The organism is Pseudomonas sp. E141 (assembly GCF_052659885.1).
The window spans coordinates 3539808-3565017 of the sequence record NZ_CP084024.1 but is presented as its reverse complement, the minus strand read 5'-3'; the positions used below and the strand labels follow the sequence as shown (position 1 = coordinate 3565017).

Here is a 25210-nt window from a genome sequence, read left to right as displayed (position 1 = left end):
TTCCGCATGTTTGCCCCCGACAAACTCCTGGCTTTGAACAACGTCATCGGCTCGCTGGTGATTGCGGCCATGGACCCCGAGCAGCCGGACATCGAAGCGGTGCTGGCGGACTTCCGCACTTGCCTGAACGACTACGACGCCTGGGCTGAAAGTTTCTGGGCCGGCTGGGCGCTGGATATCGAGCAGGTGTTCAAGGTCGGCAACGAAGTGTCCCTGGCGGCCCCGAAGGACCTTGATCAACCTGTCAGCGCCACGGTGGTTGCTTGTCCGGCGGAGGGGCCGCTGACGCTGGTGCACATGTTCCAGGCGGCGCGCTTCGTGCCGATTGGCGACACACCGGTGATGCTGGAACCGGTCACCGGGGGCGAGCCGGGGAAGGAAATCTTCGGCGAACCGGTTCATCACGTGATCGGCCCCAGCGGCATTCTGGAAGTCCCCGACTGCTGGCGGGGCCAGCGTTATCGCATCACCTTTTTTCCCCATGTGACGGCCGAGCATGTCAAGGCGCTGTACGCGTCCTACCGTGACGTGATTGCTCAACTGGAAGGTTGGCTGCAAGCGGAGTGGGATGAATTTCAACCGCTGTGGTTGGAGTTTTCCGACAGCGGATTTCTCGAGCGCTACAGCGCATTGCAGCAAGCTGATTGGCGCGGGTTCACAAACGCCCTGCATCAGTTGTGGGACGACGTCAAACAGGTCTTCGAACTGCTGGCGGACCTGCAGGCTAACAGCGAGAAGTTGTTGGAGTACCTGACTCAAACCGAGCTTGAGCAGCTACTGAAGGCGTCCTCCGAGGCAATCGCCAAAGGGTTGATGGTGTTGGGCGACGAGCCGTTGCTCTTCGTGCATATGGCGGCCTTCGCCAGTTGGCTACGGATGTTGCCGCCCCAGCACGTCGCTGAAGTCGTGGGCGAGATGCGCGCCTCGGTGCTGATCAACTTCCTGCTGATGCGTTTGACCGGGGGGCTGGGCCTGGGTCTGCGCATGAGCGGTAATGTGCTGGGCCGGGTCCGCTCGGAGCGGGCCCGGGAGTGGTTGCTGGCATCGAGCCTGAGATTGGGCCAACTCACCCCCGACCGGCTCGATCAACATGCCGATGTGCTCAAACCGTTGGTGGTCAGTCAGCGTGCGCCTTTAAAACCGACGCCTGTCGGACCTTTGCAGATTACCCCTGAGAATTCTGCGCCAGTATCCGTGAGCAATCCGGCCGCCGTGGCGCGGGAAAAATCCCAGCCTTCTACACGCCTGAGCGAACACGAACCCCACGACGACGCCCCCAACCAATCGAAAAACCCCAACGGTGACAGCGCCGACACCGCGGCCCTGACCCAGACCAGCGGCTGCCCGGTGTCGATGGTCACCGGCGAGGAGCTGCTGACCCTGGACGACGGCACCCTCGATGGCCGGCTGCCGTTTGTCTTCACCCGCTTGTACCGCACCAGCGCGGTGGACCTGGACATCGGCCTGGGCCGCGGTTGGAGCCATGCCCTGGCGCATCGCCTGTTGCTTGAGGGCGAGCAGGTCATCTGGATCGACCAGGAAAACCGCCGTACGACGTTTCCGCTGCCCAGCGAGCAACGCCCGGCGATCCACAACAGCCTGGCCCGCTCGGCGATTTACCTCGGAGTGGAACCGGACGAACTGATCATCGCCCAGCCGGGCGAAGACGCGCCTTTCCTACACTTTCGCGACGGCCATCTGACCGCCCTCAGCGACCGCTACGCCAACCGCCTGACGATCAAGCGCAACATCCATGGCGACATCAGCCGCCTGGACAACGGCGCCGGACGCGCTCTGCGCTTGCGTTATGAGCAACGTCATCTGGTCGCCATCGACTACCAGAGCTTTCACCCGGCCCTGACCCTGGACGACGCCTGGCGCACCGAACAGACCCTGGTGGCTTACCGCTACGACGCCCGCTGGCGACTGATCGAGGCGACCAACGCCGCCGGCGAAAGCGAACGCTACGACTACGACGACCAGCACGTCATCCTGCAACGGCAACTGGCCGGCGGTGCGAGTTTCTTCTGGGAATGGCAAGGGGCAGGGCGCGCAGCCCGCTGCGTGCGGCACTGGGCCTCGTTTGCGCAGATGGACAGCCGCTACACCTGGGGCGAGGACGGGCAGGTCACGGTCCAGCATCTGGATGGCAGCCAGGAGGTGTACGTCCACGACGAGCGGGCACGGCTGGTGCGCAAGGTCGAGCCCGATGGCGGCGAGCACCTCAAGGCCTATGACCCCCAGGGCCGGCTGATTGCCGAACAGGACCCGCTGGGCGCCGTCACCGAATACCGCTACGACGAAGCCGGACGGCTGGTGGCACTGATTCCGCCGGACGAGGAACCGACGTCCTACGAATACCGCCACGGTTTCCTGCACGCCCGCTCGCGCGGCAAAGCCGTGTGGCAATACCGGCGCAACGCCCAGGGCGATGTGATCGAGGCCATCGATCCGCACGGCCAGGGCACCGGCTATGACTACGACGCCCAAGGACAATTGCTGGCGATCCGTTACCCCGACGGTAGCGAGCATCGGTTTACCCGCAATCAACTGGGCCAACTGACCGAAGAAACCCTGCCCGACACGGGGCGCCGGTGTTTTTCCTACGACGCCCTGGGGCGTTTGCTGACCCGCCAGGACGAACACGGCGCCCTCACGCACTACCAGTGGGACGCGGTGGGCCGGCTGCTCGAAACCACCTTGCCGGGTGGTGCGACCCGCGCCTGGCACTACAACGCCTACGGCAAGGTCACCGCCGAGCGCGATGAGCTGGGGCGGACCACCCGCTATGAATACGCCGACGACCTGCACCTGATCAGCCGTCGGCTCAACCCCGACGGCAGCGAACTGAAATATCGCTACGATTCGGCGCGGCTGTTGCTGACTGAAATCGAAAACGAATCCGGCGAAAAATATCAGCTGGACTACACGCCGAACGGATTGATCCGACAGCAGATCGGCTTTGACGGCCAACGCACCGCCTACGCCTACGACCTCAATGGCCACCTGCTGGAGAAAACCGAGCACGGCGCGGACGGCGCCCAATGGGTCACCCGCTACCAGCGCGACGGGGCCGGGCGGCTGCTGGTCAAGACCTTGCCCGACGGCCAGGCCATCGAATACCGCTACGACGGGCTGGGCCGGCTGGTCCACGTCAACGACGGCACCGATCACCCGCTGGCCTTCGAATACGACGCCCAGGACCGGCTGATCAGCGAACACCAGGGCTGGGGCACCCTGCGTTATCGCTACGACGCCTGCGGGCGCCTCAACCACCTGCGCCTGCCGGACAACAGCCAGCTCGACTACCACCACGCCCGGGGCGGCGTGCTGACGGCCATCGACCTGAACGGCTCGCGCCTCACCGAACACCAGCTCAGCGGCGGGCGCGAACGCCAGCGCCGCCAAGGCCTGCTGCTCAGCCAGTACGACTACGACGAACAGGGCCGGCTCAAGGCCCAGACGGTGTGGCAGAACCAGCAGCAACTGTTCTGGCGCGATTATGCCTACAGCGCCAATGGCAACCTGCAGTCCATTTCCGACAAGCGCAACCGCCGCCATTACCAATACGACCCGCTGGATCGCCTGATCGGCATCGACTATTCCCACAGCGAGCCGCCGGAACACTTCGCCCACGACCCGGGCGGCAACCTGCTGATGCAGGACCGCCCCGGCCCGGCTCGCCTCAAGGGCAACCGCCTGCTGATGGAGGGCGACCGCCACTACGACTACGACGCCTTCGGCAACCTGATCCGCGAACGGCGCGGCAAGGCCCAGTGCCTCGTCAGCGAATACCGCTACGACAGCCAACACCGGCTGATCGGCGTCACCACGGCGCACGGGCGCGAAACGTCCTACCGATACGACGCCTTCGGCCGACGCATCAGCAAGACCGTGGACGGCCTGACCACGGAATTTTTCTGGCAGGGCGACCAGGTCGTCGCCGAAAGCAGCCCGCGCCACCACCGCAGCTATGTCTACGAACCGGGCACCTTCCGCCCCCTGGCCCTGCTCGACGGCAAAGGCCCGAACGCCTGCCCGTTCTACTACCACCTCGACCACCTGGGCACACCCCAGGAACTGACCAACTACGGCGGCACCATCGTCTGGTCGGCACGCTACAGCGGCTACGGCAAAACCACCGAACTGGTCCACGGCGGCGGCGAACAGCTGGAACAACCGTTGCGCTTCCAGGGCCAATACTTCGACCCCGAAAGCGGCCTGCACTACAACCGGCACCGCTACTACAATCCGGAAACCGGCCGCTACCTGACGCCTGACCCGAGCAAACTGGCGGGTGGCCTCAACGGGTATCGCTACACCCTGAACCCGACGGGGTGGGTGGATCCGTTGGGGTTGGTGGATTGTCCGGGGAAGGGTGGGTGCAGGTCGGCGGTTGGTAGTCAGGATCCGGCGGCTAAGGTTGGGGTGGATGAGGGTGAAAAATCGCTACCCAAACCTACCTACCTTTATCGTGGAGATTTGAGGGGGCCGGAGGTCATTTTTAAAGAAGGTTTTATGAGCTTGGGAAAAAGTACTGACCTACTGCTTCATATTTGGGATAACAGAAATCCACCGAGTAATTTTGTCAGCACAACAACTAGCGTTGAAGTGGGGCTTGATTTTGGAACAAAATATGGAACGCGGAAAGGGTATCTGTATGTTCTGAAAAAAATTCCTGGGCGTGATGTTAATAAGGAGCTACCGCCAGAGGACGTTCCCTATAGCTATGAGTATGAGATTGCAATTCCAGATCGAGTAAGAACGGAAGATATTATTGGCGTTACGCCGCTTAAAAGAGATGGTTCCTACGTAGGGTATTCTTTGCCCAACCCCCAGAGGAAATAACACATGAAAAGACAGCTTGTTCCAGTTATTAAAGATGGCCAGAGGGAAGAGGTGGTGCTGGACGTGAACGCACAAAAATCCACTATTCTGCTGACTTTTAAAAGTGGCTGGTCAAAGAAATACTCGGGAGCGGATGTGTATGAGTGTCTAGGGAAAATTATTAAGGAGCATACGGATATAAAATTTTTGTGCAAAGGAGCCAAGCTTAGTGTGCGTCCTTCAAGTATGTCCTCGCAAATGTCATCAGGAATAGCGGCTTATGAGCATGTTCTAGGTAAGCGTGCATCGAGAGCAGATCTAGTTAATATATTTGATTATGAGGATCGGGATATAGTGAGTGATCCTCAGCTGCAGAAAGATTATTTTTTTCTATGGCTGGAATCTATAAAAAATGTGGATGAGTAAGTTGTGGTCGTATGGGAAGTTAGGCCTGCTTGCAGCGGGGTGGTTCATGTAGATGCTTTCCTGATGTCACGGCAATCATTCTGAACTATGCTCCGCTTTTTTCTTCCCCCTCTGGAGTCCGCTCCCATGCCCAACCTAACCCCATTCCCCATCACCCAAAAATGGCCCGCCCAGTTCCCGGAGTGGATCCAGCTCTACTCCCTGCCGACCCCCAACGGCGTGAAAGTCTCGATCATGCTGGAAGAAATCGGCCTGCCCTACGAACCCCACAAAGTGGACTTCGGCAGCAATGACCAGCTATCCCCGGAGTTCCTCTCCTTGAACCCCAACAACAAGATCCCGGCGATTCTCGACCCTCATGGGCCGGGAGATCAGCCGTTGGCGTTGTTCGAGTCGGGGGCGATTCTGATTTATCTGGCGGACAAGAGCGGGCAGTTGCTGGCTCAGGAGTCGGCGGCGCGCTACGAGACGATTCAGTGGCTGATGTTCCAGATGGGCGGGATCGGGCCGATGTTCGGGCAGTTGGGTTTCTTCAACAAGTTTGCGGGCAAGGACTATGAAGACAAGCGACCTCGTGATCGTTACGTCGAGGAAAGCAAGCGCCTGCTCAAGGTGCTTGATGGTCGTCTTGAAGGCCGGGACTGGATCATGGGCGAGCGCTACACCATCGCCGATATCGCCACGTTTCCCTGGGTGCGCAACTTGATCGGTTTTTATGAAGCGGGGGATCTGGTGGGTATCCAGAATTTCCCGAATGTAACGCGGGTGTTGGAGCGTTTCCTGGCGCGGCCGGCAGTGGCACGCGGGTTGAAAATTCCGGAATGAGTGGACTGATGACGAGCTGTTTCAATTTCAAGCAATTGGACGTGTTCAGCGAAGTGCCGCTCAAGGGGAATCCGCTGGCGGTGGTGCTCGGGGCGGACGAGATCAGTGACGAGCGCATGGCCGCTTTTGCCAACTGGACCAACCTCAGCGAAACCACTTTCCTGCTGGCGCCGCAGCATCCGGAGGCGGATTACCGGGTGCGCATTTTCACCACCTCGACTGAACTGCCGTTTGCCGGTCATCCGACTTTGGGCAGCTGTCATGCCTGGCTGGAGGCCGGAGGCGTGCCGAAAGGGCCGCAGATCGTGCAGGAATGTGGCGTTGGCCTGGTAAGAATTCGCCGCAGCGATTTCGGGTTGGCTTTTCAGGCGCCGCCCTTGCTCAAGTCCGGCCCGCTGGAGGCTCAAGTGCTGGAGCGAGTGCGCAAGGGACTGGGGTTGCAGGCCGAGGCGATTGTCGAGACGCAGTGGGTTGATAATGGTGCCGGCTGGCTGGCATTGATGCTCAAGAATCGCCAGCAAGTGTTGGCACTAAAGCCCGATTACCAGCAGTTGCGGGATCTGGCCGTGGGCGTCATCGCGCCGTGGGAACCGGCCGTGGATGGCGCTGAGGCGCAATTTGAAGTGCGCGGTTTCATTGCCGGTGACGGCATGCCGGAGGATCCTGCCACCGGCAGCCTGAACGCCGGGCTGGCCCAGTGGATGCTGGCCAAGGGGCTGGCACCGTCGCGCTATGTGGTCAGCCAGGGCTTGACCATGAGCCGGGCGGGGCGGATTCATGTTGAGCAGGTGGGCGAGGACGTCTGGATTGGTGGTGCGGTGGTGACCTGCGTCAATGGCTCACTGACCTTGTAAGCCGATTATTGCCCGGCCGGTAAAACTCTGTTTTCCGGTCGGCGTTTGTGCCCAGGCGGGTGAGGGCATAAGCTTTGTCCCCTGCGATCGAGCACCCATTTTTCAGGAGTCCCATGTCCAGTCAGTTCCCCGAAGCACGTCCACGCCGTCTGCGTCGCAATGCGAGCCTGCGCAGTCTGTTCCAGGAAACCGAGTTCACCCTGAACGACCTGGTGCTGCCGATTTTCGTCGAAGAAGAAATCGATGACTTTGTACCGATCAAGAGTATGCCGGGCGTGGCGCGCATTCCTGAATCGAAACTGGCCGGTGAGATCGAGCGGTATGCCCGTGCCGGTATCAAGTCAGTGATGACCTTTGGCGTGTCCCATCATCTGGATAGCGATGGCAGCGACACCTGGAACGAGCGCGGCCTGGTGTCGCGCATGGCCGGGATCTGCAAGGACGCGGTGCCGGAAATGATCGTGATGTCTGACACCTGTTTTTGTGAGTACACCGATCACGGCCATTGCGGGGTGCTTCACGGGCATGAAGTGGACAATGACCGGACCTTGCTCAACCTGGGTAAACAGGCCGTGGCGGCGGCCCGTGCCGGGGCCGATGTGATCGCGCCGTCCGCCGCCATGGACGGGCAGGTCCAGGCCATTCGCAAAGCCCTGGACGAAGCCGGTTTCAGCCAGACGGCAATCATGGCGTATTCAACCAAGTTCGCTTCAGCGCTCTACGGTCCGTTCCGCGAGGCGGGCGGCAGTGCCTTGAAAGGCGACCGCAAAAGCTACCAGATGAACCCGATGAACCGCCGCGAAGCGCTGCGCGAATCCTTGCTCGATGAGCAGGAAGGGGCCGATGCACTGATGGTCAAACCTGCCGGCGCGTACCTGGATATCATCCGCGATATTCGCCAGGCTTCGAACCTGCCCCTGTCGGCCTATCAGGTCAGCGGCGAGTACGCGATGATCAAATTCGCCGCCCAGGCCGGCGCCATCGACGAAGCCCGCGTCGTGCGAGAAAGTCTCGGCGCGATAAAACGAGCAGGGGCAGACCTGATCTTCACCTATTTTGCGATGGATCTGGCGCTGAGCGGGATCTGATCGACGCTGGATTTCCTGTGGGAGCCTGCTCGCGATAGTGGGGGGCCAGTTGGTATCAATGTCGGATGTGCCGCCGTCATCGCGAGCAGGCTCGCTCCCACATGGGACTTGTGGCGTGGGATGAAACTGTGAGCATCCGCGGTCAACCCTGTGGGAGCGAGCTTGCTCGCGATAGTGGTAGGCCAGTTTGCATCAATGTCGGATGTGCCGCCGTCATCGCGGGCAAGCCTTGCTCCCACAGACACCCACCCAAATCTACTGTGGAGTCTTGCTCCCACACTGATGGTGTTAGGCCACCCATCTCTCACGTCAGCTTTTTGCTGCTGTCGAGCCTTCTTTGCTCTCAAGACCCCTTTTGGCTCTGATGAACAGAACATAGCCTGTACCGGCTTTTGATCGTATGGTTGCTGAGCAATAACAGACTTGATGGAGCAACATGCAACTCAATCGATTGATGATCAGCCTCACCGCGTTGTTGACCCTGGCCGGTTGCGGCAGCCGTCAGGCCCAGGAACCGGAACGCCAGCCCGCCGAGGTCAAGGCGCAGATTGTGCGGTTGTTGCCGGCCAAGACTGTGGATCGCGAGGGCTGGGCGACGGATATCTACGTGGCTTTTGCCGCTCAGCAAATCTCACCCACGACGCAGAATATCTGTTCCGTCCTGGCGGTGACCGAACAGGAATCGACGTTCCAGGCTGATCCGGCGGTACCGGGGTTGGGCAAGATCGCCCGGCAGGAAATCGATCGTCGCGCGGCAAAGATGCACATTCCGGGTCTATTGATCAGCGGCGCCCTCCAGGTGCGTTCGCCTAATGGCAAAAGCTACAGTGATCGGCTCAATGCCGCGCGCAGCGAGAAGGAGTTGAGTGCGATTTTCGATGACTTCATTGGCATGGTGCCCTTGGGCAAGACACTGTTCGGCAGCTTCAACCCCGTGCACACTGGCGGGCCGATGCAGGTCAGCATCGCGTTTGCCCAGGCTAATGCCCGGGATTATCCCTATGCGGTGGATGGGTCGATTCGTCGGGAGGTGTTCAGTCGTCGCGGCGGGATGTATTTCGGTATTGCGCATCTGCTGGGGTATCCGGTGAGCTACACCGAACCGCTGTATCGTTTCGCCGATTTCAATGCCGGATGGTACGCCAGCCGCAACGCGGCATTCCAGCATGCAGTGAGTCGTGCCTCAGGCATTCCCCTGGCTCTGGACGGCGATTTGATCTTGCATGATTCCATCATGCCAGGCAGCACCGAGTTGGCGGTGCGCACCTTGGGCAGGTCGCTGGGGATGCGCAACCCGACCATTCGCGACCAGTTGGAGCAGGGCGACAGCCTGGCGTTCGAGGACAGCAAACTGTACAAGCGGGTCTTCGAATTGGCTGAGAAGGCCGAGGGCAAGCAGTTACCCCGGGCGGTGTTGCCGGGAATCGTGCTCAAGAGCCCGAAAATCACGCGCAAGCTGACCACGGCGTGGTTCGCCAAGCGAGTGGATGAGCGTTACCGGCGTTGTATGACGCGGGCTGCGGGACGCTAGGCAATCGGTGGGCAATGAAAAAGCCCGGCGGATAAGGCCGGGCTTTCATGGTGATGCGTTAGGTTCCAGAGGTGTTTGAAGCATTGTGGCGAGGGGGCTCCTTCGCCACACATTGAGTTGGGTTTCGTCACGCATTTGGATTGAACAACTCATACACGGTTCTGAGTCAGACGATCGGAACCACCTTCAGCAACGCGGTTCTGTTGCAGGCGATCGGAACCACCTTCAGCAACGCGGTTCTGTTGCAGACGATCGGAACCACCTTCAGCAACGCGGTTCTGTTGCAGACGATCGGAACCACCTTCGGCAACGCGGTTCTGTTGCAGGCGATCGGAACCACCTTCAGCGACGCGATTCTGTTGCAGACGATCGGAACCACCTTCAGCAACGCGGTTCTGTTGCAGACGATCGGAGCCACCTTCAGCAACGCGGTTCTGTTGCAGACGATCAGAACCACCTTCAGCAACGCGGTTCTGTTGCAGACGATCGGAGCCACCTTCGGCAACGCGGTTCTGGATCAGGCGATCGGAGCCGCCTTCGGCAACGCGGTTCTGGATCAGGCGATCGGAGCCGCCTTCGGCAACACGTTTTTCGATCAGTCGATCAGAACCACCTTCGGCAACGACCGGGTGGGAGGAGGCGGCGAATGCGTTGGCTGCCAGTACCGAGAAAGCGAGGCTGAGGATGATTTGGCGTTTCATGATGGTGTGCTCCGGGGATGCAGTGGGTTGGTGTGGAGCCATTGTTGTCCGGAGCGACAATCAAGAGAACTTCATTGGCCTGATGGTGAATATCGACGGCGGTGATACCTCGCCGAGCGGTTGGCAAGCAATATTGATGTTGACTGATCCGCCGATATCGCGGGCAGGCTCGCTTCCATGGAGAGTGCGTGTCGTCTGCCGGGTGGAACACTGGCGGGCCCGCGGGTTCTACCGGCTACCCCCAAGCGCAGGAGGCAAGTTCATGTATCAGTTATTCGGCTACCGGCAATCCGGCTCTTCGGCTGTGGAGATCGCCCTGTGCCTGTGTGGCGTGCCTTATCGCCGTGTCGATGCCTATTCGACCGAAGACAACGAGGCGGCGAAAGAGCTTCAGGCATTGAACCCTCAGATGCAGGTCCCGACCTTGCTGTTGCCGGACGGTTCGGTGCTGACCGAAGCCGCGGCGATTTTGATCCATCTCGGGCTGGTGTTTCCTGAATCGAAGTTGCTGCCGGACGATCCGACCCAACGTGCTCAAGCCATACGGGGCCTGGTCTATATCGTCGCCAATTGCTACACGCCCATCGGCATCATCGATTTTCCAGAGCGCTGGCTGGTCGACGCGGATGAAGCGACTCGGCAGCAATTGGTATCGGGCACCCGGCAGCGGCTACATCGCAACTGGGCGCTGTTTGCCGACCAGTTTGCGGCTCGTCCTTTTCTCAGCGGTGCCGAGCCGGGAGCACTGGATATCCTGGCCGCCGTGGTCACGAAGTGGGAAGACACGCGGGAGGCCATGCTGAATGCCCGACCGCCGTTCTACGAGCTACTGGAGCGCATCGACCGCCATCCGCGCATTGCGCCGGTGCTGTCGCTGCACTGGCCCTTGTAGGCGCTGTCGAGCGTAGCGAGGCTGCGGTTTTTCCGAGTAGCAAACGAAAGATCAAAACAGAAGATCGTCCAAACGCGGCCCGAGCCTTCGGCAGCGCCTACGGGTCAAGGGCATGTCATTTTGGTGGCGGCTTGCTCAACGAGGCCGACAAACTGTCGGACATTCTGCTGATGGGCCGTCACCAGCTCATCGATGCTGCTCCCCGCCGGTGTTTGCAGGCTGTTACGGCAGGTCAGGGTATGGGCTTCGTTGCCCAGCTCGCGCAGGCGCCACTGCACGTCCATGCGGGCATATTGGCCGGGGATCGAATCGAAGCGCTGCACATCCACCCGCAGCAATAACTTCGCTGCACCTGGGTTGCTCAATTGTTCGTCCAGGCTGCTGCGCAGTTCATCGGCCAGACTGGCGCCCCACCATTGTGTTTCCAGGATCGCCAGCCCGCTGTTGCCTTGGCGGATGACCATTTGCGCACGGTCCACCTGAGGCGGAACGCTCACCTGCTCGAGCTGGATGTCCATGTTCGTGCGTGGCTGGCCGGCAGGTTGAGCCGGGCTCAGGGTGTGGTACTGGATCGGATCGCCGCGGCAGGCAGCAAGCAGCAGCACCAAGGCAACCAGGGGGAGTTTCAGCATCAGCGGCATGGGGCGTGCTCCTGTGGTCATTCGTTCGCCGGCAATGTGAGGTTCTGCGCCGGTGCATCCTTGGGACGGCCGCGAAGCAGTGATTCGGGATGGCGGCTCAGGTAGTCGGACAGCTCTCGCAACGAACGCGACATGCGCCCAAGATCGTCCAGGGTCTGCGTCAGTTGTTCGCGTTGCGGCGAATCTTCGGCCAGGGTCGAGTTGGCCGATTGCAGGGTCTTGCTCACGTCCTGCAGCGTGTTTTGCACGCTTGGCAGGGTCTTGCTGTTGAACTGGGCCAGGCCTTTGCGCAATTCCACCAGGTTGCCGTTCAGGTTGTTGGCAACGCTTTCCAGGGGCAGCTTGTTGATTCGCTCGACCATCGCCTGCAGTTGTTCCTGCAGTTGCTGGAGACTGCCCGGGATGGTCGGTATACGGACCGGGCGGGCGTTGGCGTCGAAAGTGACTTTTTCAGCCTTGGGGTAGAAGTCCAGCGAGATGTATAACTGCCCGGTCAGCAGGTTGCCGCTGCGGGCCTGGGCACGCAGGCCGCGTTCGACGAAACTGCCGATCAGGCGAGCGCCGGCAGCTTCGTCATCCGGGTTGTGATTGAGCGCCTTGAGCAGTTTTTCATGGGCTTTGCCCAGGCGCTGAGGGTAGAACACCACGCCGACATTGACCGGGAAGCTGCGCAGCTTCTCGTCGAAATCCAGATTGATGGCTACGACCCTGCCCACTTCGACGCCCAGGAATTCGACCGGCGCTCCGACCCGCAATCCGCGCAATGCCTGATCGAAGCGTAAAGCCAGGTATTGCGCCTTGCCATCCGGCGGGGCCAGGGCGCTCTGCTGGTCGGCAAACAGCTCGAACGTCTTGTCCTCGCTAGCGGGGCTGTCGTTGGGGCTGTATTCCGGTGCCCGAAACGCGATGCCGCCCACCAGCAGCGCCGAGAGTGACTCGGTCTTGACCGCAAAACCGTTGGCGCCGACGTTCACGTCCACGCCGCTGACGTTCCAGAACCGGGTGTTTTCGGTGACGTAGACATCGTTGGGCGCATTGACGAATACGTCGATGTTGACCCCTTTGCCATCGGCATCCAGCGCATAGGACACCACTTGGCCCACCGGAATCTTGCGCAGGTACACCGGCGAGCCGATGTCCAGTGAACCGAGGTCCTGGGAATGCAGGGTGAAGCGCTTGCCCGGTTCACCGTAGGTGATCGGTGGCGGGGCTTCCAGGCCGGTAAAGGACTTGGCACGAATCTTCGATTGACCGGCGTCGGCCCCGATGAAATCCCCTGACAGCAGGGTATCGATCCCGGAAATTCCGCCGGCTCCGATGCGCGGCCGTACGACCCAGAACACCGAGTCCTCGTGCGTGAAGGTATCCGCCGTCTTGGCCAGCTTGACCGTGGCGGTGACGTTCTTCTGGTCGTCGCTCAATTGCACGTCGGTGACCTGGCCGATGACCACGTTGCGATATTTGACCGGTGTCTTGTTGGCGGTCAGACCCTGGCCGGTCTTGAAGGTGATGGTGATGGTCGGACCTTCCTGCAGCCAGTTGTTGACCACCAGGGACAACCCTACCAGCACCGCGATGATCGGCACTATCCATACCAGCGACACCGTCCAGCGGCGGCTGGTGACATGGGCGCGACCTGGTGCCGGTTGCTGCCCGTCAGTGGCTTGCGACTTCATCCATGGCCTCCTCGGATGGTTGGGTGTCCCAGATCAGGCGCGGGTCGAAGCTCATGGCCGACAGCATGGTGAACAGCACCACGAGGCCGAAAAACAGGATGCCCGGTCGCGGCTCGATATCGCTCAGTGCCTGGAATTTCACCAGCGCCGCGACCAGCGCCACCACCAGCACGTCGAGCATCGACCAGTAGCCGATGACTTCCACCAGCCGATACAGTTTCGCTCGCTGGACCTGGGCCCAGGTGCTGCGCCGCTGCACGGTGACCAACAGCAAGGTCAGTACCACGAACTTGATGCCTGGTACCGCGATGCTGGCGATGAAAATGATCAGGGCGATGTCCCAGGCGCCGCCCTGCCAGAATTCGATGACGCCACTGATGATGGTGCTGTCAGCGCCATCCCCGAGCATCTGGGTATTCATCACCGGCAGCAGGTTGGCCGGAATGTAGAACACCAACGCCGCCAGCATGTAGGCCCAGGTACGGGTGAGGGTGTCGGGTTTGCGCCGGTGCAACGGGGCGTCGCAGCGGGGGCAGGTCTCGGGCTCGTCGCTCATGTCACAGGCCAGGCCACAGCTGTGGCACAGGCACAGGTTCAGGTCGCGGGCCAAGGGCGGGGGAGGCAACGGTTCGCGGTTCATAGGTTGTCCCACAAATCGCGCACGTCGCGTCCGGCGATGCGGATCATCAGCAGGCTCAGGGCGGCCAGGGCAAACAGACCGATGCCCGGCAGCACGTCCAGCAGCCCGGCGAGTTTGATCACCGCCACCAGCGCACCCAACAGGCACACCTCCAGCATGCTCCACGGCCGCAGGGTTTCCAGGCTGCGCATGCACAGGCTGAACCCCGGCGCCCGTTGATTGGCGTAGGCGTAGACCAGCACCCAGATCAGCAATACCAACTGAAAGACCGGGGCAATGATGATCGCCACCGCGGCCACCAGGGCGATGAAGGTGATGGGGCCAAGGCTCAGCGCCACGATGGAATCCCACAGCGTCGCGCTGTTGCTCAGGCCCTGGAGGCGGATGCTCATCACTGGATAGATGTTGGCGAAAGCCCACAACACCGCTGCCGTCACACTCAAGGCCAGGCGCTGTTCAATGGTCAGGCCGTTGTAGCGCTGGATCACCGCGCCACATCGCACGCACGAGGCTTTCTGATGCGCAGCGAGCACCATCGGCTCGTACACCGCATCACAATGTTCGCAAATGATCAGTCGGTCGGTATCGGCCATCGGGATGCTCGGCAGGAACAACTCCTTCAATATAGAAGGAGGTTGAGATTGAGCAACCCGCCTGAACGGATCATTCGCCGCGAATGTATTGCTCCAGTTGTCGGATCAGGTCCGCCTGCTCGGCAATCGCTTCCTTGACCAGATCGCCAATGGACAGCAGACCGACGAGTTTGCCGTCTTCGACTACCGGCAAATGCCGCAAATGCTTTTCGGTCATGATGCTCAGGCAGGTTTCGACATTCTGGTGGGGGTCTATCGTGATCACGGGCGATACCATGATGTCGCTCACTTTGGTGCCTACTGAAGAGCGGCCATGCAAGACCATTTTACGCGCGTAGTCGCGCTCACTGATGATCCCCAGGACTTCGCCGTTCTTTACCACCAGCAGGGCACCGACGTTTTTCTCGGCCATGCGCATCAGGGCCTGCAGCACCATGTCGTCCGGTGAAATGGTGTGCACTTGCTGGTTTTTCTCGTCTTTGATCCGGAGCAACTGCGCGACGGTTTTCATGGGCAAGCCTCAGGTGTTGTTTTTGCGGGTGGTTTAAGAATCGTAGACCCAACGGCGCAGGGCAAGCGCTAAAGCGGCAGTCAGTCGTCCAAAAGCGTCATTGCCGGTGAGTTCACCACCGAAGTGAGGCCATACACTGTTGGGCGAGGGGATTGCTCCCACAGATAAATCCCCTCGCCACAGGTAGAATCGTCGCTTACGCAAAAAATCGAGGTTGCAGCGGTGGATTTACAGCAGGGCTTCGTCCTGACCCGGCATTGGCGCGATACCCCGGCCGGCACCGAAGTCGAATTCTGGCTGGCGACCGACACCGGCCCCCGGCGCGTGCGCCTGCCGGTGCAGCCGTCGGTGGCATTCGTGCCGCAGATTCAGCGCGGTCAGGTCGAAGCCTTGCTGCAAGGGGAGAAGGACGTTGAATTGCGGCCCCTGGACCTGCTGGATTTCGAGCATCGACCGGTGCTGGGCCTGTATTGCCGGCAAAATGCCCAACTGATGCGCCTGGACACCACCTTGCGCCGTGCCGGCGTGGATGTGTTCGAAGCTGACATCCGTCCACCGGAACGCTACCTGATGGAGCGTTTCATCACCGCGCCGGTCTGGTTCGGTGGCACAAAGGCCGCTGAGGGCCTGCTGCTGGACTCCCAGATGAAACCGGCACCCGAGTATCGTCCGCCATTGCGTCTGGTGTCCCTGGACATCGAAACCACCGCCCAGGGCGATTTGTACTCCATTGCCCTTGAAGGCTGCGGCGAGCGTCAGGTGTATATGCTCGGCCCGCCCAATGGCGACGATACTGCCGTGGATTTCCAGCTCGAATATTGTGAATCGCGCACTTTGCTGCTGAAGAAACTCAACGATTGGTTCGCCCGTTTCGACCCTGACGCGATCATTGGCTGGAACCTGGTGCAGTTCGATTTGCGCGTGTTGCATGAGCACGCCCGGCGCCTGGCGGTGCCGCTACGCCTGGGGCGAGGCGGGGAGGAGATGCAGTGGCGCGAACATGGCGCGCGCAACAATCACTTTTTCGCCTCGGCGGCAGGCCGGCTGATCATCGACGGCATTGAGTCGCTGCGTTCGGCGACCTGGAGTTTCCCTTCGTTCAGCCTGGAGAATGTCGCCCAGACGTTGTTGGGAGAGGGTAAGTCCATCGACAACCCATACCAGCGCATGGACGAGATCAATCGCATGTTTGCCGAGGACAAACCGGCCCTGGCTCGTTACAACCTCAAGGACTGTGAGCTGGTGACGCGGATCTTCGCCAAGACCGAGCTGCTCAAGTTCCTGCTGGAGCGGGCCAGTGTCACCGGTCTGCCGGCGGACCGCAGCGGTGGTTCGGTGGCGGCCTTCACACACTTGTACATGCCACTGATGCACCGCCAGGGTTTCGTTGCGCCGAACCTTGGCCAGCGCCCGCCCGAGGCCAGTCCGGGTGGTTTTGTCATGGATTCCCAGCCGGGGCTCTACGAGTCGGTGTTGGTGCTGGACTACAAGAGCCTGTATCCGTCGATCATCCGCACCTTCCTGATCGACCCGGTAGGCCTGATCGAAGGCCTGCGCCACCCGGACGAAAGCCAGTCGGTGCCAGGTTTTCGCGGGGCACGTTTCTCCCGCACGCGGCATTGCCTGCCGGCTATCGTGGCGCGGGTGGCCGAAGGCCGGGAAACCGCCAAGCGGGAACACAATGCACCGCTGTCCCAGGCATTGAAAATCATCATGAACGCCTTCTATGGCGTACTCGGTTCCAGTGGCTGTCGTTTCTTCGATCCGCGGCTGGCGTCCTCCATCACCCTGCGCGGTCACCAGATCATGCAGCGCACCCGGCAGTTGGTCGAAGCCCGGGGGCATGTGGTGATTTACGGTGATACCGACTCCACGTTCGTCTGGTTGCGCCGGGCCCACGGCCAGGAAGAGGCGGCGTCCATCGGCCAGGAACTGGTGGCATACGTCAATCAGTGGTGGCGCGAACACGTGCGTGATGAGTTCGGGCTGGAGAGCGCACTGGAGTTGCAGTTCGAAACCCATTTCAAACGTTTTCTGATGCCCACCATTCGTGGCGCGGAAGAGGGCAGCAAGAAGCGCTATGCCGGGCTGGTCACCCGCGCCGACGGCAGCGACGAGATCGTCTACAAGGGCCTGGAAACCGTGCGCACCGACTGGTCGCCGCTGGCCCGGCAGTTCCAGCAGGAGCTGTATGGGCGGATCTTCCACCGCAAGCCTTACCAGGATTATGTGCGCGATTATGTGCACCAGACCCTGGCCGGAGCGTTCGATGATCGGCTGGTCTACCGCAAGCGCTTGCGCCGGCCTCTGGAAGACTATGAACGCAACGTACCGCCGCATGTGCGCGCCGCGCGGCTGGCTGACGAGTTCAACCAGCGCCAGGGCCGTGCGCGGCAATACCAGAACGGCGGGTGGATCAGCTACGTGATCACTGTCGCCGGCCCTGAGCCGCTGGAAACCCGCAGCGCACCGATCGATTACGACCATTACGTGACAAGACAGCTGCAACCGGTGGCGGACGCGATTCTGCCGTTTGTGGATGACGATTTCTCGACCCTGGTGGGGGGCCAGATGGGCTTGTTCTGACGGATGCGCCAGTGTTGCGGGCGGGAGGCTTTTGTGGCGAGGGAGCTTGCTCCCGCTGGGGCGCGTAGCGGCCCCTTCTGGCGGTTGCTGCGCAACCGAGCGGGAGCAAGCGCCCTCGCCACAAAAGCGCTTTGCTCGTGAGAACTAGACCATCGCCAAGCGCTGCTTGCCTTCGGGCTGCGGGAATATCAAATCCAGCGCCGCCAGATCCTGGGGTGCGAGCTTCAGGTTGGCCGCTTCGGCGTTCAAGCGCACATGTTCGCTCTGAACGGCTTTGGGAATGGCAATGACATTGTCCTGACGCAACAGCCAGGCCAGGGCGATCTGCGCTGGGGTTGCGCCATGGCGTTCGGCGATCTGGCCCAAGGTGTGGTCCTTGAGCAGTTGCCCGCCCTGGCCGACCGGGCAGTAAGCCATGACTGGCATGCGCTGCTGTTGGCACCAGGGCAGCAGGTCGAATTCGATGCCACGCTCCTGCAGGTTGTACAGCACCTGGTTGGCGGCGCAGGCCGGTGAAGCCAGTTCTTCAAGGTCCGCGACATCAAAGTTCGACACGCCCCAGCGGCCGATCTTGCCTTCTTCGCGCAGGCGTTCGAACGCTTCGACGGTTTCTTCCAGCGGGTATTGCCCGCGCCAATGCAGCAGATAGAGATCGATGTAATCGGTGTCCAGTCGGCGCAAACTGCGTTCGCAGGCAAGCGCAATGCCTTTGCGGCTGGCATTGTGGGGATACACCTTGCTCACCAGGAAAACCTGGTCCCGCAGGCCGGTGATCGCTTCCCCAACGACCTCTTCGGCGCCGCCCTCGGCGTACATCTCCGCCGTGTCGATCAGCGTCATGCCCAATTCAATGCCCAGGCGCAGGGCCGCCACTTCCTTCTTGTGAAGCGACGCTTCTTCACCCATGCGCCAAGTGCCCTGGCCAATCACCGGTACGGCCTCGCCAGCCAGTTCCAGAGTCCTCATGTCTACCTCCTGTTTGCAGAACATCAGACGTGTGGCAGCAGGATAGACCAGGTGTTCAAGGTTGATCGTCCCCACCGCCGTGGGAACGATCTTTTCGAAGGGCAGGATTTATTGCGCGGAGAACTTCAACACCATGGTCTGGGTGTAGGTCTGGCCGGGGTCAAGCCGGGTCGATGGGAAGTTCGGCTGGTTTGGCGAGTCGGGGTAGTGTTGGGTTTCCAGAGTGAACGCGCCCCAATGCGGATAGACCTTGCCGTGCTTGCCCTTGATCGTGCCGTCGAGGAAGTTGCTGGTATAGAACTGCACGCCAGGCTCGGTGGTGTAGAGCTGCAAGCGCCGTCCGGACTGTGGGTCGTGGACATCAGCGGCCAGTTTGCTCACGTCACCCTTGGCATCAAGCGCCCAGTTGAAATCGAAACCGCCCTGTTTGGGTTCGGCGAATTTGAGCTGCGGGTGATCGGCCTTGATATGGGTGCCGATGGCGGTGGGCTTGGTGAAGTCCATCGGCGTACCGGCCACGGGGGCCAACTCACCGGTGGGGATAAGCTTGTCGGTCACCGGGGTGTAATGGGCAGCATGCAGGGTCGCGACCTGTTTGAGTATGTCGCCGTTACCGGCACCGGCGAGGTTGAAATAGCTGTGGTTGGTCAGGTTCAGCACCGTGGGTTTGTCGGTGGTGGCCTGGTACTCGATACGTAATTCGTTCTGTTCATTGAGGCTGTAGGTGACATCCGTTTTCAGTGCGCCTGGGAAACCCATCTCGCCATCCGCCGACAGGTAGGTCAGGGTCACGCCCACCGAGTCCTTGCCGTCATGGGGTTCGGCCTTCCAGACGCGCTTGTCGAAACCTTGCGGTCCGCCGTGCAGGGAGTTGCTCTTGTCGTTCTGCGGCACCTGGTAGCGCTTGCCGTCCAACTCGAATGCGCCGCCAGCCAGGCGATTGCCGAAGCGGCCAATGGTTGCGCCGAAATACACATTGCCGTTCTTCTGGTAACCCTGCACATCGTCGAAGCCCAGCACAACATCGGCGGCCATACCGTTCTTGTCCGGCACGATCAGTGACTGGAGGATCCCGCCGTACGTGATGACAGTAGCCTCCATGCCGTGGCTGTTGCGCAGGACGAATTTTTCCACCGCGGTACCGTCGCTGGTCTTGCCGAACGCTGCGCGTTCATTGCTCAGGCCGGCGGCCTGGGATGCAGAGGTGGCGATCATCAGAGACACTCCGAGAGCCGTGAGCAGATGTCTGGATTCAAGCATGGTGTGACCTTCCTTCCTGTCTTGTTGTTGTTTGGAACGCGGGTCGAGTCCGGTGTTTAGTCGGACAGCGATGAAGGTATATTCGGTTAGTAGTCTTTCTATTTGAAAGGCTAGAAGGGATATATAGCCATTAATCGCGATTAATCAATTAAAAAGTCATACTAATTGAGTGGGACGGATCTTTCCCATCTGTGTGGTTTTCCCTCGTCCATCGCACTTTTACGTTTTTTGCCGCTCTATCCATGGCCAGGAAGCGGCGACCCCCACCGCCTCCCCAAGCCCAGACCGAGACTCGATGGCCGGTGTTTTTCATTTCGTGATGGTGTCGCGACGTCGCTGTTCAGCGCTGTTGGTCGGCGTGTTGATGTTGCTTGGCGGCGGTTGCAGTCATCAGCAGGGGCAAGACATGGTCACGCAGTTCAGCAACACCAGGCCTCAGGAACTGCTGCAGACCAGCGTTGACCGCATGGCCACACTGGCGATGCATGACAACCTGCAAAGCCTCTATCTGCTGATGAACAAGCTTTATCTGCGCAACCCCGAAGAGTTGCGCAAGTCCGGATTTCTCGACGCCCGTGCCGCGGAAAAGCAGGTGCGCCTGGCCATCGAGCAGCAACAGCCGTTACCGACCCTGGGCGGCAAGAAGGACCTGGCTGCCCTGAGCTATGCCATGAGCCCTGAGTTCCTGGGGGATCGGGTGGGGGCGTTCATTTACGCCATTGGCAGCATGCTGGTCACGGCCCATGGCAATCGTCTCGAGTTCTACATGACCGACGCGATCGACCCACGCTTTGTCAGCAACGCGGCGCGCAACATCGAAAAAGCCACTTGGATACTCAGCCAACGACTGGACAAAGACGGCAAACCGCTGCTGTTTTCCAATGAGATTTCGGAGGAGGGCAGCAATCTCAGCTTTGCCGTGGAGTTTGGAAAAATCGTTGCGCGCCTGGACCTGCTCACCCAAATGCTGGACGAGCGCTACCGGCGGATCGGTCTGAACTATGCCCAGAGCCTGCTCTTTCTTAACTTCCTGCCGGTTCAGTAACGTCAGAGGAAAAGGGAATAAAGATAGATCACATTGGTATAGGTGGTTATAAGAAAAATCGCTATGCTCGCGACCAGATTTTATTTCATGCGGTCGCGCTTAATGGATTTCGGTAATGTCGGTTTAGTCATAGCGGGCTTGGTCGTCGGCTTTATCGTCGGGATGACCGGCGTGGGCGGCGGTTCGCTGATGACCCCCATTCTGTTGTGGTTTGGTATCAACCCTGCAACCGCAGTGGGTACCGATCTGCTGTACGCGGCGATTACCAAGTCCGGCGGTGTATTGGTTCACGCCAAGAACCGTAACATCGATTGGGCCATCACCGGCTGGCTGACCTTGGGCAGTGTGCCGGCGGTAGGATTGACGCTGTGGTTTCTCAGCAGTCTGCACAGTTCGCCCGACGCCATGAACGCGATCATCAAGCAAGCCCTGGGTTTTGTGCTGTTCGCCACCGCCCTGGCGATTCTGTTCAAGAAACGCCTCCTGCAATTTGCCCATGATCGTGCGGGCGGCCACTACAACCCCACCGGCTCGCGGCTCAATGTACTCACCGTCGTCACTGGCCTGATATTGGGCGTCATGGTCGCACTGACCTCCATTGGCGCTGGCGCACTGGGCACTGTCGCACTGTTCATTCTCTATCCATTCCTGGTCACCAAGCGCCTGGTGGGCACTGAAATCGCCCACGCAGTACCGCTGACCCTGGTCGCTGGCCTGGGCCACGCCAGCATGGGCAACATGGACTGGCACATCCTGGGTTACCTGCTGGTCGGCTCGTTGCCGGGCATCTACCTGGGCAGTCACTTGTCGGGCCGCATTTCCGATGAGGTGCTGCGCCCATGCCTGGCAGTGATGCTGGCGATGATCGGGTTCAAGTTGGCGTTCTAACTAACCTGCGCACCAATCAATGTGGGAGCGAGCCTGCTCGCGATGAGGCCGGTACAGCAGAACATCTGCTGGATTGACTGTGCGCCATCGCGAGCAGGCTCGCTCCCACATAAGTTGTGCCCGACTCCTGTCACGAAATTGTTCATCTCCCACGCCACGGTTGCGCAATGACCCCTCTGGCCTAAGCTTCAAGGCAGGCAGGCGCGGTATTGGGCGACTGTCGCGGAACAATCGCCGCCATGCGCAATCAGTACAGCGTAGATATCAAAAGGAGAGGCGCATGCTCATTCGGTCGTTGACCTTCGCTACCTTGTTGGCCATTGCAGGTCCCTTGTTCGCCGCGGATGGCGACTCACCCTTGGCCGCGGACAAGGGCAAATCCCGCCCGTTGATTGTCATCGCGCCGAGCACCGTCGATCCTGCATGGGTCAGCCTGAAAAAAGCATTGGAGGAACCGGCCGGCAAACAGGGTTTTTCCGAGCGCAACCTGGTGCTTTACACCGTGCTCAACACGATGGGGCAGCGCGATGGCAAAGACCTGGACCCGCAAAGCACCATGGCGCTGATCCGTTCACTCAGGTTGGGGGCCGGTGCCCAGACCAAGATCATCCTGGTGGGCAAGGACGGAGAAAAGAAGCTTGAGCACTCAGGTGCGATTGAGCTGAAGGATATCTTCGACACCGTCGATAAACTGCCTCCAGCAGAAAAGGAAGCGGCGGCGCCAGCCCCGACTCCCGCGCCTGAAGCTGCGCCGGCCCAGGAAGGCAAGGGTGCCAAGGCAGGCAAGACGGGCAAACCGGTGACTGCGCCGAAGCCGCTGGAGGATTGATCGGGCAGGCGATGAGCTCCCTTTGTGGCGAGGGAGCAAGCTTCCTCGCCACAGTAATTTGCGTAGCCTATTGTTTCTCCAGCGCCGTCAGGATCTTGTGCGCGGCCTTCACCCGTTCCTCGATCGGGTAGTTTTTGTTTGCCAGCATCACGATCCCCATATCCTTTCCAGGAACGAACGCCGCATAGGCACCAAAGCCACCGGTCGAGCCAGTCTTGTTGATCCAGCTGTCGGCCGGCGCAGGCAGGGGTGGGTTGAGCGGCTCCACTTTTTGTGGCATCAGGGCCATCTGCGGTGCATTGCCGGCCAATAGCGCGTCAAGCGTGACGGGGTAGGGGTAGAACTCCCAACCCAACCCCTGGGTCATGCCATTGGCCATGTAGAACCCGGTATGCGTCGTGGCGATGGCCTGTCGCAGATCGGCGTCCAGCTTTTCAGGCCGCAGGTTAGCCTCGATGAAGCGGATCAGGTCCGATGAACTGGTTTTCACGCCATAGGCCTCGGCGTCCAGCGCTCCCGGTCCGACCCGCACTGGCTTGCCGTCCTTCGCGTAGCCTTGGGCGTAACGGCTCAATTGATCCTTGGGCACCCGTACATAACTGTGCTTGAGGCCTAATCCCGGCATCAGTGTCTGTTCCATCACCTCATCGAACGGTCGTTCCAGGCTGCGGGCCGCCAGGTAGCCGAACAGGCCGATGCTCGGGTTTGAATAGAGCCGCTGGGTACCGGCCGGATAGAGTGGTTTCCAGGTCTTGTAGTAACTGAACATCCGGTCCGGATGGTCCGCTTCGCCAGGAAACTGCAACGGCAGGCCGCCCGGCGTGTAGGTGGCAAGGTTGAGCAGGCTGATGCCTTGCAGGGCGCTGCCGCTCAGCTCGGGGGCGAAGCGACCGGCCGGGTCCGACAGCGACAGCTTGCCTTGGGCCTGGGCGTAGGCGCCGAGGGTGGCGGTGAAGGTCTTGCTGACCGAGCCGATTTCGAACAGCGTCTGGTCGGTCACTGCCTGCTTCGTGTCCTTGGAGGCCACCCCGTAATTGAAGTAATGACGTTCACCATTGTGAGTGATTGCCACGGCCATGCCGGCGATGTCCTGTTGTTTCATCAAGGGCTGGATCACGGCATTGACGGTGTCTTCAACGCGCTCCTGGGCAAAGCCCGTTGTCGTGCCGCAGGCGATGAAAAAAGCGCCCGTAAGTATCGATTTGGCAATGTGCATGTCTGACCGTTCTCCATGAGTCCTGAGGGTGCCAGCCGCTCTGCCAGCAGCTTTGGGGGCACCCAATCTAGGGAGTTTTCCGATGTCCGGCAATCGGGATCCTTGCAGTTCGAACCGGGTTCCGAGTCATCTGACCGGGTTGCAAGAGACTTCCTACGAAAATCTTTAGCGTCCTGGCCTTCGACAGCCCATGGCAAACCACACAAACCACTGGTCGCCGGGTAAACTTGCGCTCTTTCTAAAGGAGTCCACATGAGCTACTACCAGCCCGGCATTCTCGCCACCCCTGTTCCGCCTCAGGCCCGTCACTTGTTTTTTGCCCTGGAATCGGTCGAGGCGCTGCCGGCTGCGATCGATAAGCTTTTGTTGCAAGTCGATGATCGAGTAGTGATCGGCCTGGGCGAGTCGCTGGTCCAGGCGCTGGGTGCGCAGGTCGAAGGCCTGCGGGCGTTTCCGGCCCTGGCCGGCGTGGGCGTGGACAACCCTTCGACCCAGCACGCGCTGTGGTGCTGGCTACACGGCGAAGACCGGGGCGAGCTGCTGCACCGCAGCCGTGCCATCGAGGCCGCTCTGGCCCCGGCGTTGCGCCTGGTGCAGATGAACGAAACTTTCCGTCATATGACCGGCCATGACCTGACCGGTTATGAAGACGGCACTGAGAACCCTCACGATGAAGCGGCCATCGCCGCTGCCCTGGCTCAAGGTGTCGATGGAGTGCGCGGTGGCAGTTTTGCGGCGATCCAGCAGTGGCAACACGATCTGGATGGTTTCGCCGCCATGCAACCCCATGAGCGCGACAACATCATGGGCCGGCGCCTGAGCGACAACGAGGAAATCGACGATGCCCCGGAGTCGGCCCACGTCAAACGCACCGCCCAGGAAAGCTTCGCCCCGGAAGCCTTCGTCGTACGCCGTTCCATGCCGTGGATTGAAGGGGATCGCGCAGGCCTGATGTTCCTGGCGTTCGGTTTCTCCCTCGACGCTTTCGAGGCTCAACTGCGGCGCATGAGCGGCCTGGAGGACGGTATCACCGACGGCCTGTATCGCATGAGCCGGCCGATCACGGGGGGCTACTACTGGTGCCCGCCGTTGCTGGATGGACGTCTGGATCTGCGGGCCTTGAGCCGCTGAGGCCGGCGCCACGCGCAATGGCTTGTGCAAAAGCGCAGCGTGAACGCTATTCTTGGGCCGGACGTCTATCCGTGCAATGGGGAG

General features: G+C 60.5%; 21 protein-coding genes. 12 read left to right on the top strand and 9 right to left on the bottom strand.

The window, feature by feature from the left end; all coding sequences use genetic code 11:
* The first annotated feature begins 6 nt into the window (after positions 1-6).
* The 6 genes from GKKCFE_RS15820 (at position 7) to GKKCFE_RS15795 (ending at position 9551) form a co-directional block, all read left to right on the top strand.
* Positions 7-4848: an RHS repeat-associated core domain-containing protein gene (locus GKKCFE_RS15820; protein ID WP_445576810.1), complete on the top strand. Its 4842-nt coding sequence runs from the start codon at positions 7-9 to the stop codon at positions 4846-4848.
* 3 nt (positions 4849-4851) lie between these two features.
* Positions 4852-5253, top strand: coding sequence for a hypothetical protein (locus tag GKKCFE_RS15815; protein WP_107322621.1), 402 nt, complete (start codon positions 4852-4854; stop codon positions 5251-5253).
* 126 nt (positions 5254-5379) lie between these two features.
* Positions 5380-6078 carry a glutathione binding-like protein gene (locus tag GKKCFE_RS15810; protein ID WP_076383995.1) on the top strand — a complete coding sequence of 233 codons (699 nt, stop codon included), beginning with the start codon at positions 5380-5382 and terminating at the stop codon, positions 6076-6078.
* A gap of 8 nt (positions 6079-6086) precedes the next feature.
* Entirely contained in the window at positions 6087-6932 is an 846-nt protein-coding gene (locus GKKCFE_RS15805; RefSeq protein WP_445576809.1) for a PhzF family phenazine biosynthesis protein, read from the top strand.
* A gap of 113 nt (positions 6933-7045) precedes the next feature.
* Positions 7046-8020: a porphobilinogen synthase gene (gene hemB, locus GKKCFE_RS15800; protein WP_047230550.1), complete on the top strand. Its 975-nt coding sequence runs from the start codon at positions 7046-7048 to the stop codon at positions 8018-8020.
* A gap of 436 nt (positions 8021-8456) precedes the next feature.
* Positions 8457-9551, top strand: a complete 1095-nt coding sequence (locus GKKCFE_RS15795; protein WP_160894132.1) for a DUF1615 domain-containing protein — start codon at positions 8457-8459, stop codon at positions 9549-9551.
* Between the two features lie 149 nt (positions 9552-9700).
* On the opposite strand, the gene GKKCFE_RS15790 is transcribed toward GKKCFE_RS15795, so the two are convergent.
* Entirely contained in the window at positions 9701-10252 is a 552-nt protein-coding gene (locus tag GKKCFE_RS15790; RefSeq protein WP_076383999.1) for a phage infection protein, read from the bottom strand.
* A gap of 262 nt (positions 10253-10514) precedes the next feature.
* Between GKKCFE_RS15790 and GKKCFE_RS15785 the strand changes: the two genes are divergently transcribed.
* On the top strand, positions 10515-11144 hold the full coding sequence (locus GKKCFE_RS15785) for a glutathione S-transferase family protein (protein ID WP_445576808.1): 630 nt from the start codon (positions 10515-10517) through the stop codon (positions 11142-11144).
* Positions 11145-11248: 104 nt separating this feature from the next.
* On the opposite strand, the gene GKKCFE_RS15780 is transcribed toward GKKCFE_RS15785, so the two are convergent.
* The 5 genes from GKKCFE_RS15780 to GKKCFE_RS15760 form a co-directional block, all read right to left on the bottom strand.
* On the bottom strand, positions 11249-11785 hold the full coding sequence (locus GKKCFE_RS15780) for a PqiC family protein (protein ID WP_047227756.1): 537 nt from the start codon (positions 11783-11785) through the stop codon (positions 11249-11251).
* A gap of 17 nt (positions 11786-11802) precedes the next feature.
* Positions 11803-13461 carry a PqiB family protein gene (locus GKKCFE_RS15775; RefSeq protein WP_445576807.1) on the bottom strand — a complete coding sequence of 553 codons (1659 nt, stop codon included), beginning with the start codon at positions 13459-13461 and terminating at the stop codon, positions 11803-11805.
* Positions 13442-14101, bottom strand: a complete 660-nt coding sequence (locus GKKCFE_RS15770; protein WP_047227758.1) for a paraquat-inducible protein A — start codon at positions 14099-14101, stop codon at positions 13442-13444. The genes GKKCFE_RS15775 and GKKCFE_RS15770 overlap by 20 nt, the downstream gene beginning before the upstream one ends.
* Positions 14098-14694: a paraquat-inducible protein A gene (locus GKKCFE_RS15765; RefSeq protein WP_445576806.1), complete on the bottom strand. Its 597-nt coding sequence runs from the start codon at positions 14692-14694 to the stop codon at positions 14098-14100. Before GKKCFE_RS15765 ends, GKKCFE_RS15770 begins: the two co-directional genes overlap by 4 nt.
* A gap of 70 nt (positions 14695-14764) precedes the next feature.
* Positions 14765-15205, bottom strand: coding sequence for a CBS domain-containing protein (locus GKKCFE_RS15760; protein ID WP_047227760.1), 441 nt, complete (start codon positions 15203-15205; stop codon positions 14765-14767).
* 222 nt (positions 15206-15427) lie between these two features.
* On the opposite strand from GKKCFE_RS15760, the gene GKKCFE_RS15755 reads away from it, so the two are divergent.
* Positions 15428-17791, top strand: a complete 2364-nt coding sequence (locus GKKCFE_RS15755; RefSeq protein ID WP_445576805.1) for a DNA polymerase II — start codon at positions 15428-15430, stop codon at positions 17789-17791.
* A gap of 144 nt (positions 17792-17935) precedes the next feature.
* Here the strand turns inward: GKKCFE_RS15755 and GKKCFE_RS15750 are convergent, their stop codons facing one another.
* Positions 17936-18757: an aldo/keto reductase gene (locus GKKCFE_RS15750; RefSeq protein WP_445576804.1), complete on the bottom strand. Its 822-nt coding sequence runs from the start codon at positions 18755-18757 to the stop codon at positions 17936-17938.
* Positions 18758-18865: 108 nt separating this feature from the next.
* A complete protein-coding gene (locus GKKCFE_RS15745) occupies positions 18866-20017 on the bottom strand; it encodes an aldose epimerase family protein (RefSeq protein WP_445576803.1) in 1152 nt (383 codons plus the stop codon).
* A gap of 319 nt (positions 20018-20336) precedes the next feature.
* Between GKKCFE_RS15745 and GKKCFE_RS15740 the strand changes: the two genes are divergently transcribed.
* The 3 genes from GKKCFE_RS15740 (at position 20337) to GKKCFE_RS15730 (ending at position 22779) form a co-directional block, all read left to right on the top strand.
* Complete coding sequence (locus tag GKKCFE_RS15740) at positions 20337-21062, top strand: hypothetical protein (protein ID WP_370695203.1); 726 nt, start codon at positions 20337-20339, stop codon at positions 21060-21062.
* 102 nt (positions 21063-21164) lie between these two features.
* Positions 21165-21950, top strand: a complete 786-nt coding sequence (locus GKKCFE_RS15735; RefSeq protein WP_047227884.1) for a sulfite exporter TauE/SafE family protein — start codon at positions 21165-21167, stop codon at positions 21948-21950.
* Positions 21951-22230: 280 nt separating this feature from the next.
* Complete coding sequence (locus GKKCFE_RS15730) at positions 22231-22779, top strand: DUF4174 domain-containing protein (protein WP_076384005.1); 549 nt, start codon at positions 22231-22233, stop codon at positions 22777-22779.
* Positions 22780-22846: 67 nt separating this feature from the next.
* Here the strand turns inward: GKKCFE_RS15730 and ampC are convergent, their stop codons facing one another.
* Positions 22847-23995 (bottom strand): class C beta-lactamase, encoded by a 1149-nt coding sequence (ampC, locus tag GKKCFE_RS15725; RefSeq protein WP_445576802.1) that lies wholly within the window; start codon positions 23993-23995, stop codon positions 22847-22849.
* A gap of 252 nt (positions 23996-24247) precedes the next feature.
* Here ampC and GKKCFE_RS15720 point away from each other — a divergent pair, with 252 nt between their 5' ends.
* Entirely contained in the window at positions 24248-25126 is an 879-nt protein-coding gene (locus tag GKKCFE_RS15720; protein ID WP_047227767.1) for a Dyp-type peroxidase, read from the top strand.
* Positions 25127-25210: the final 84 nt, after the last annotated feature.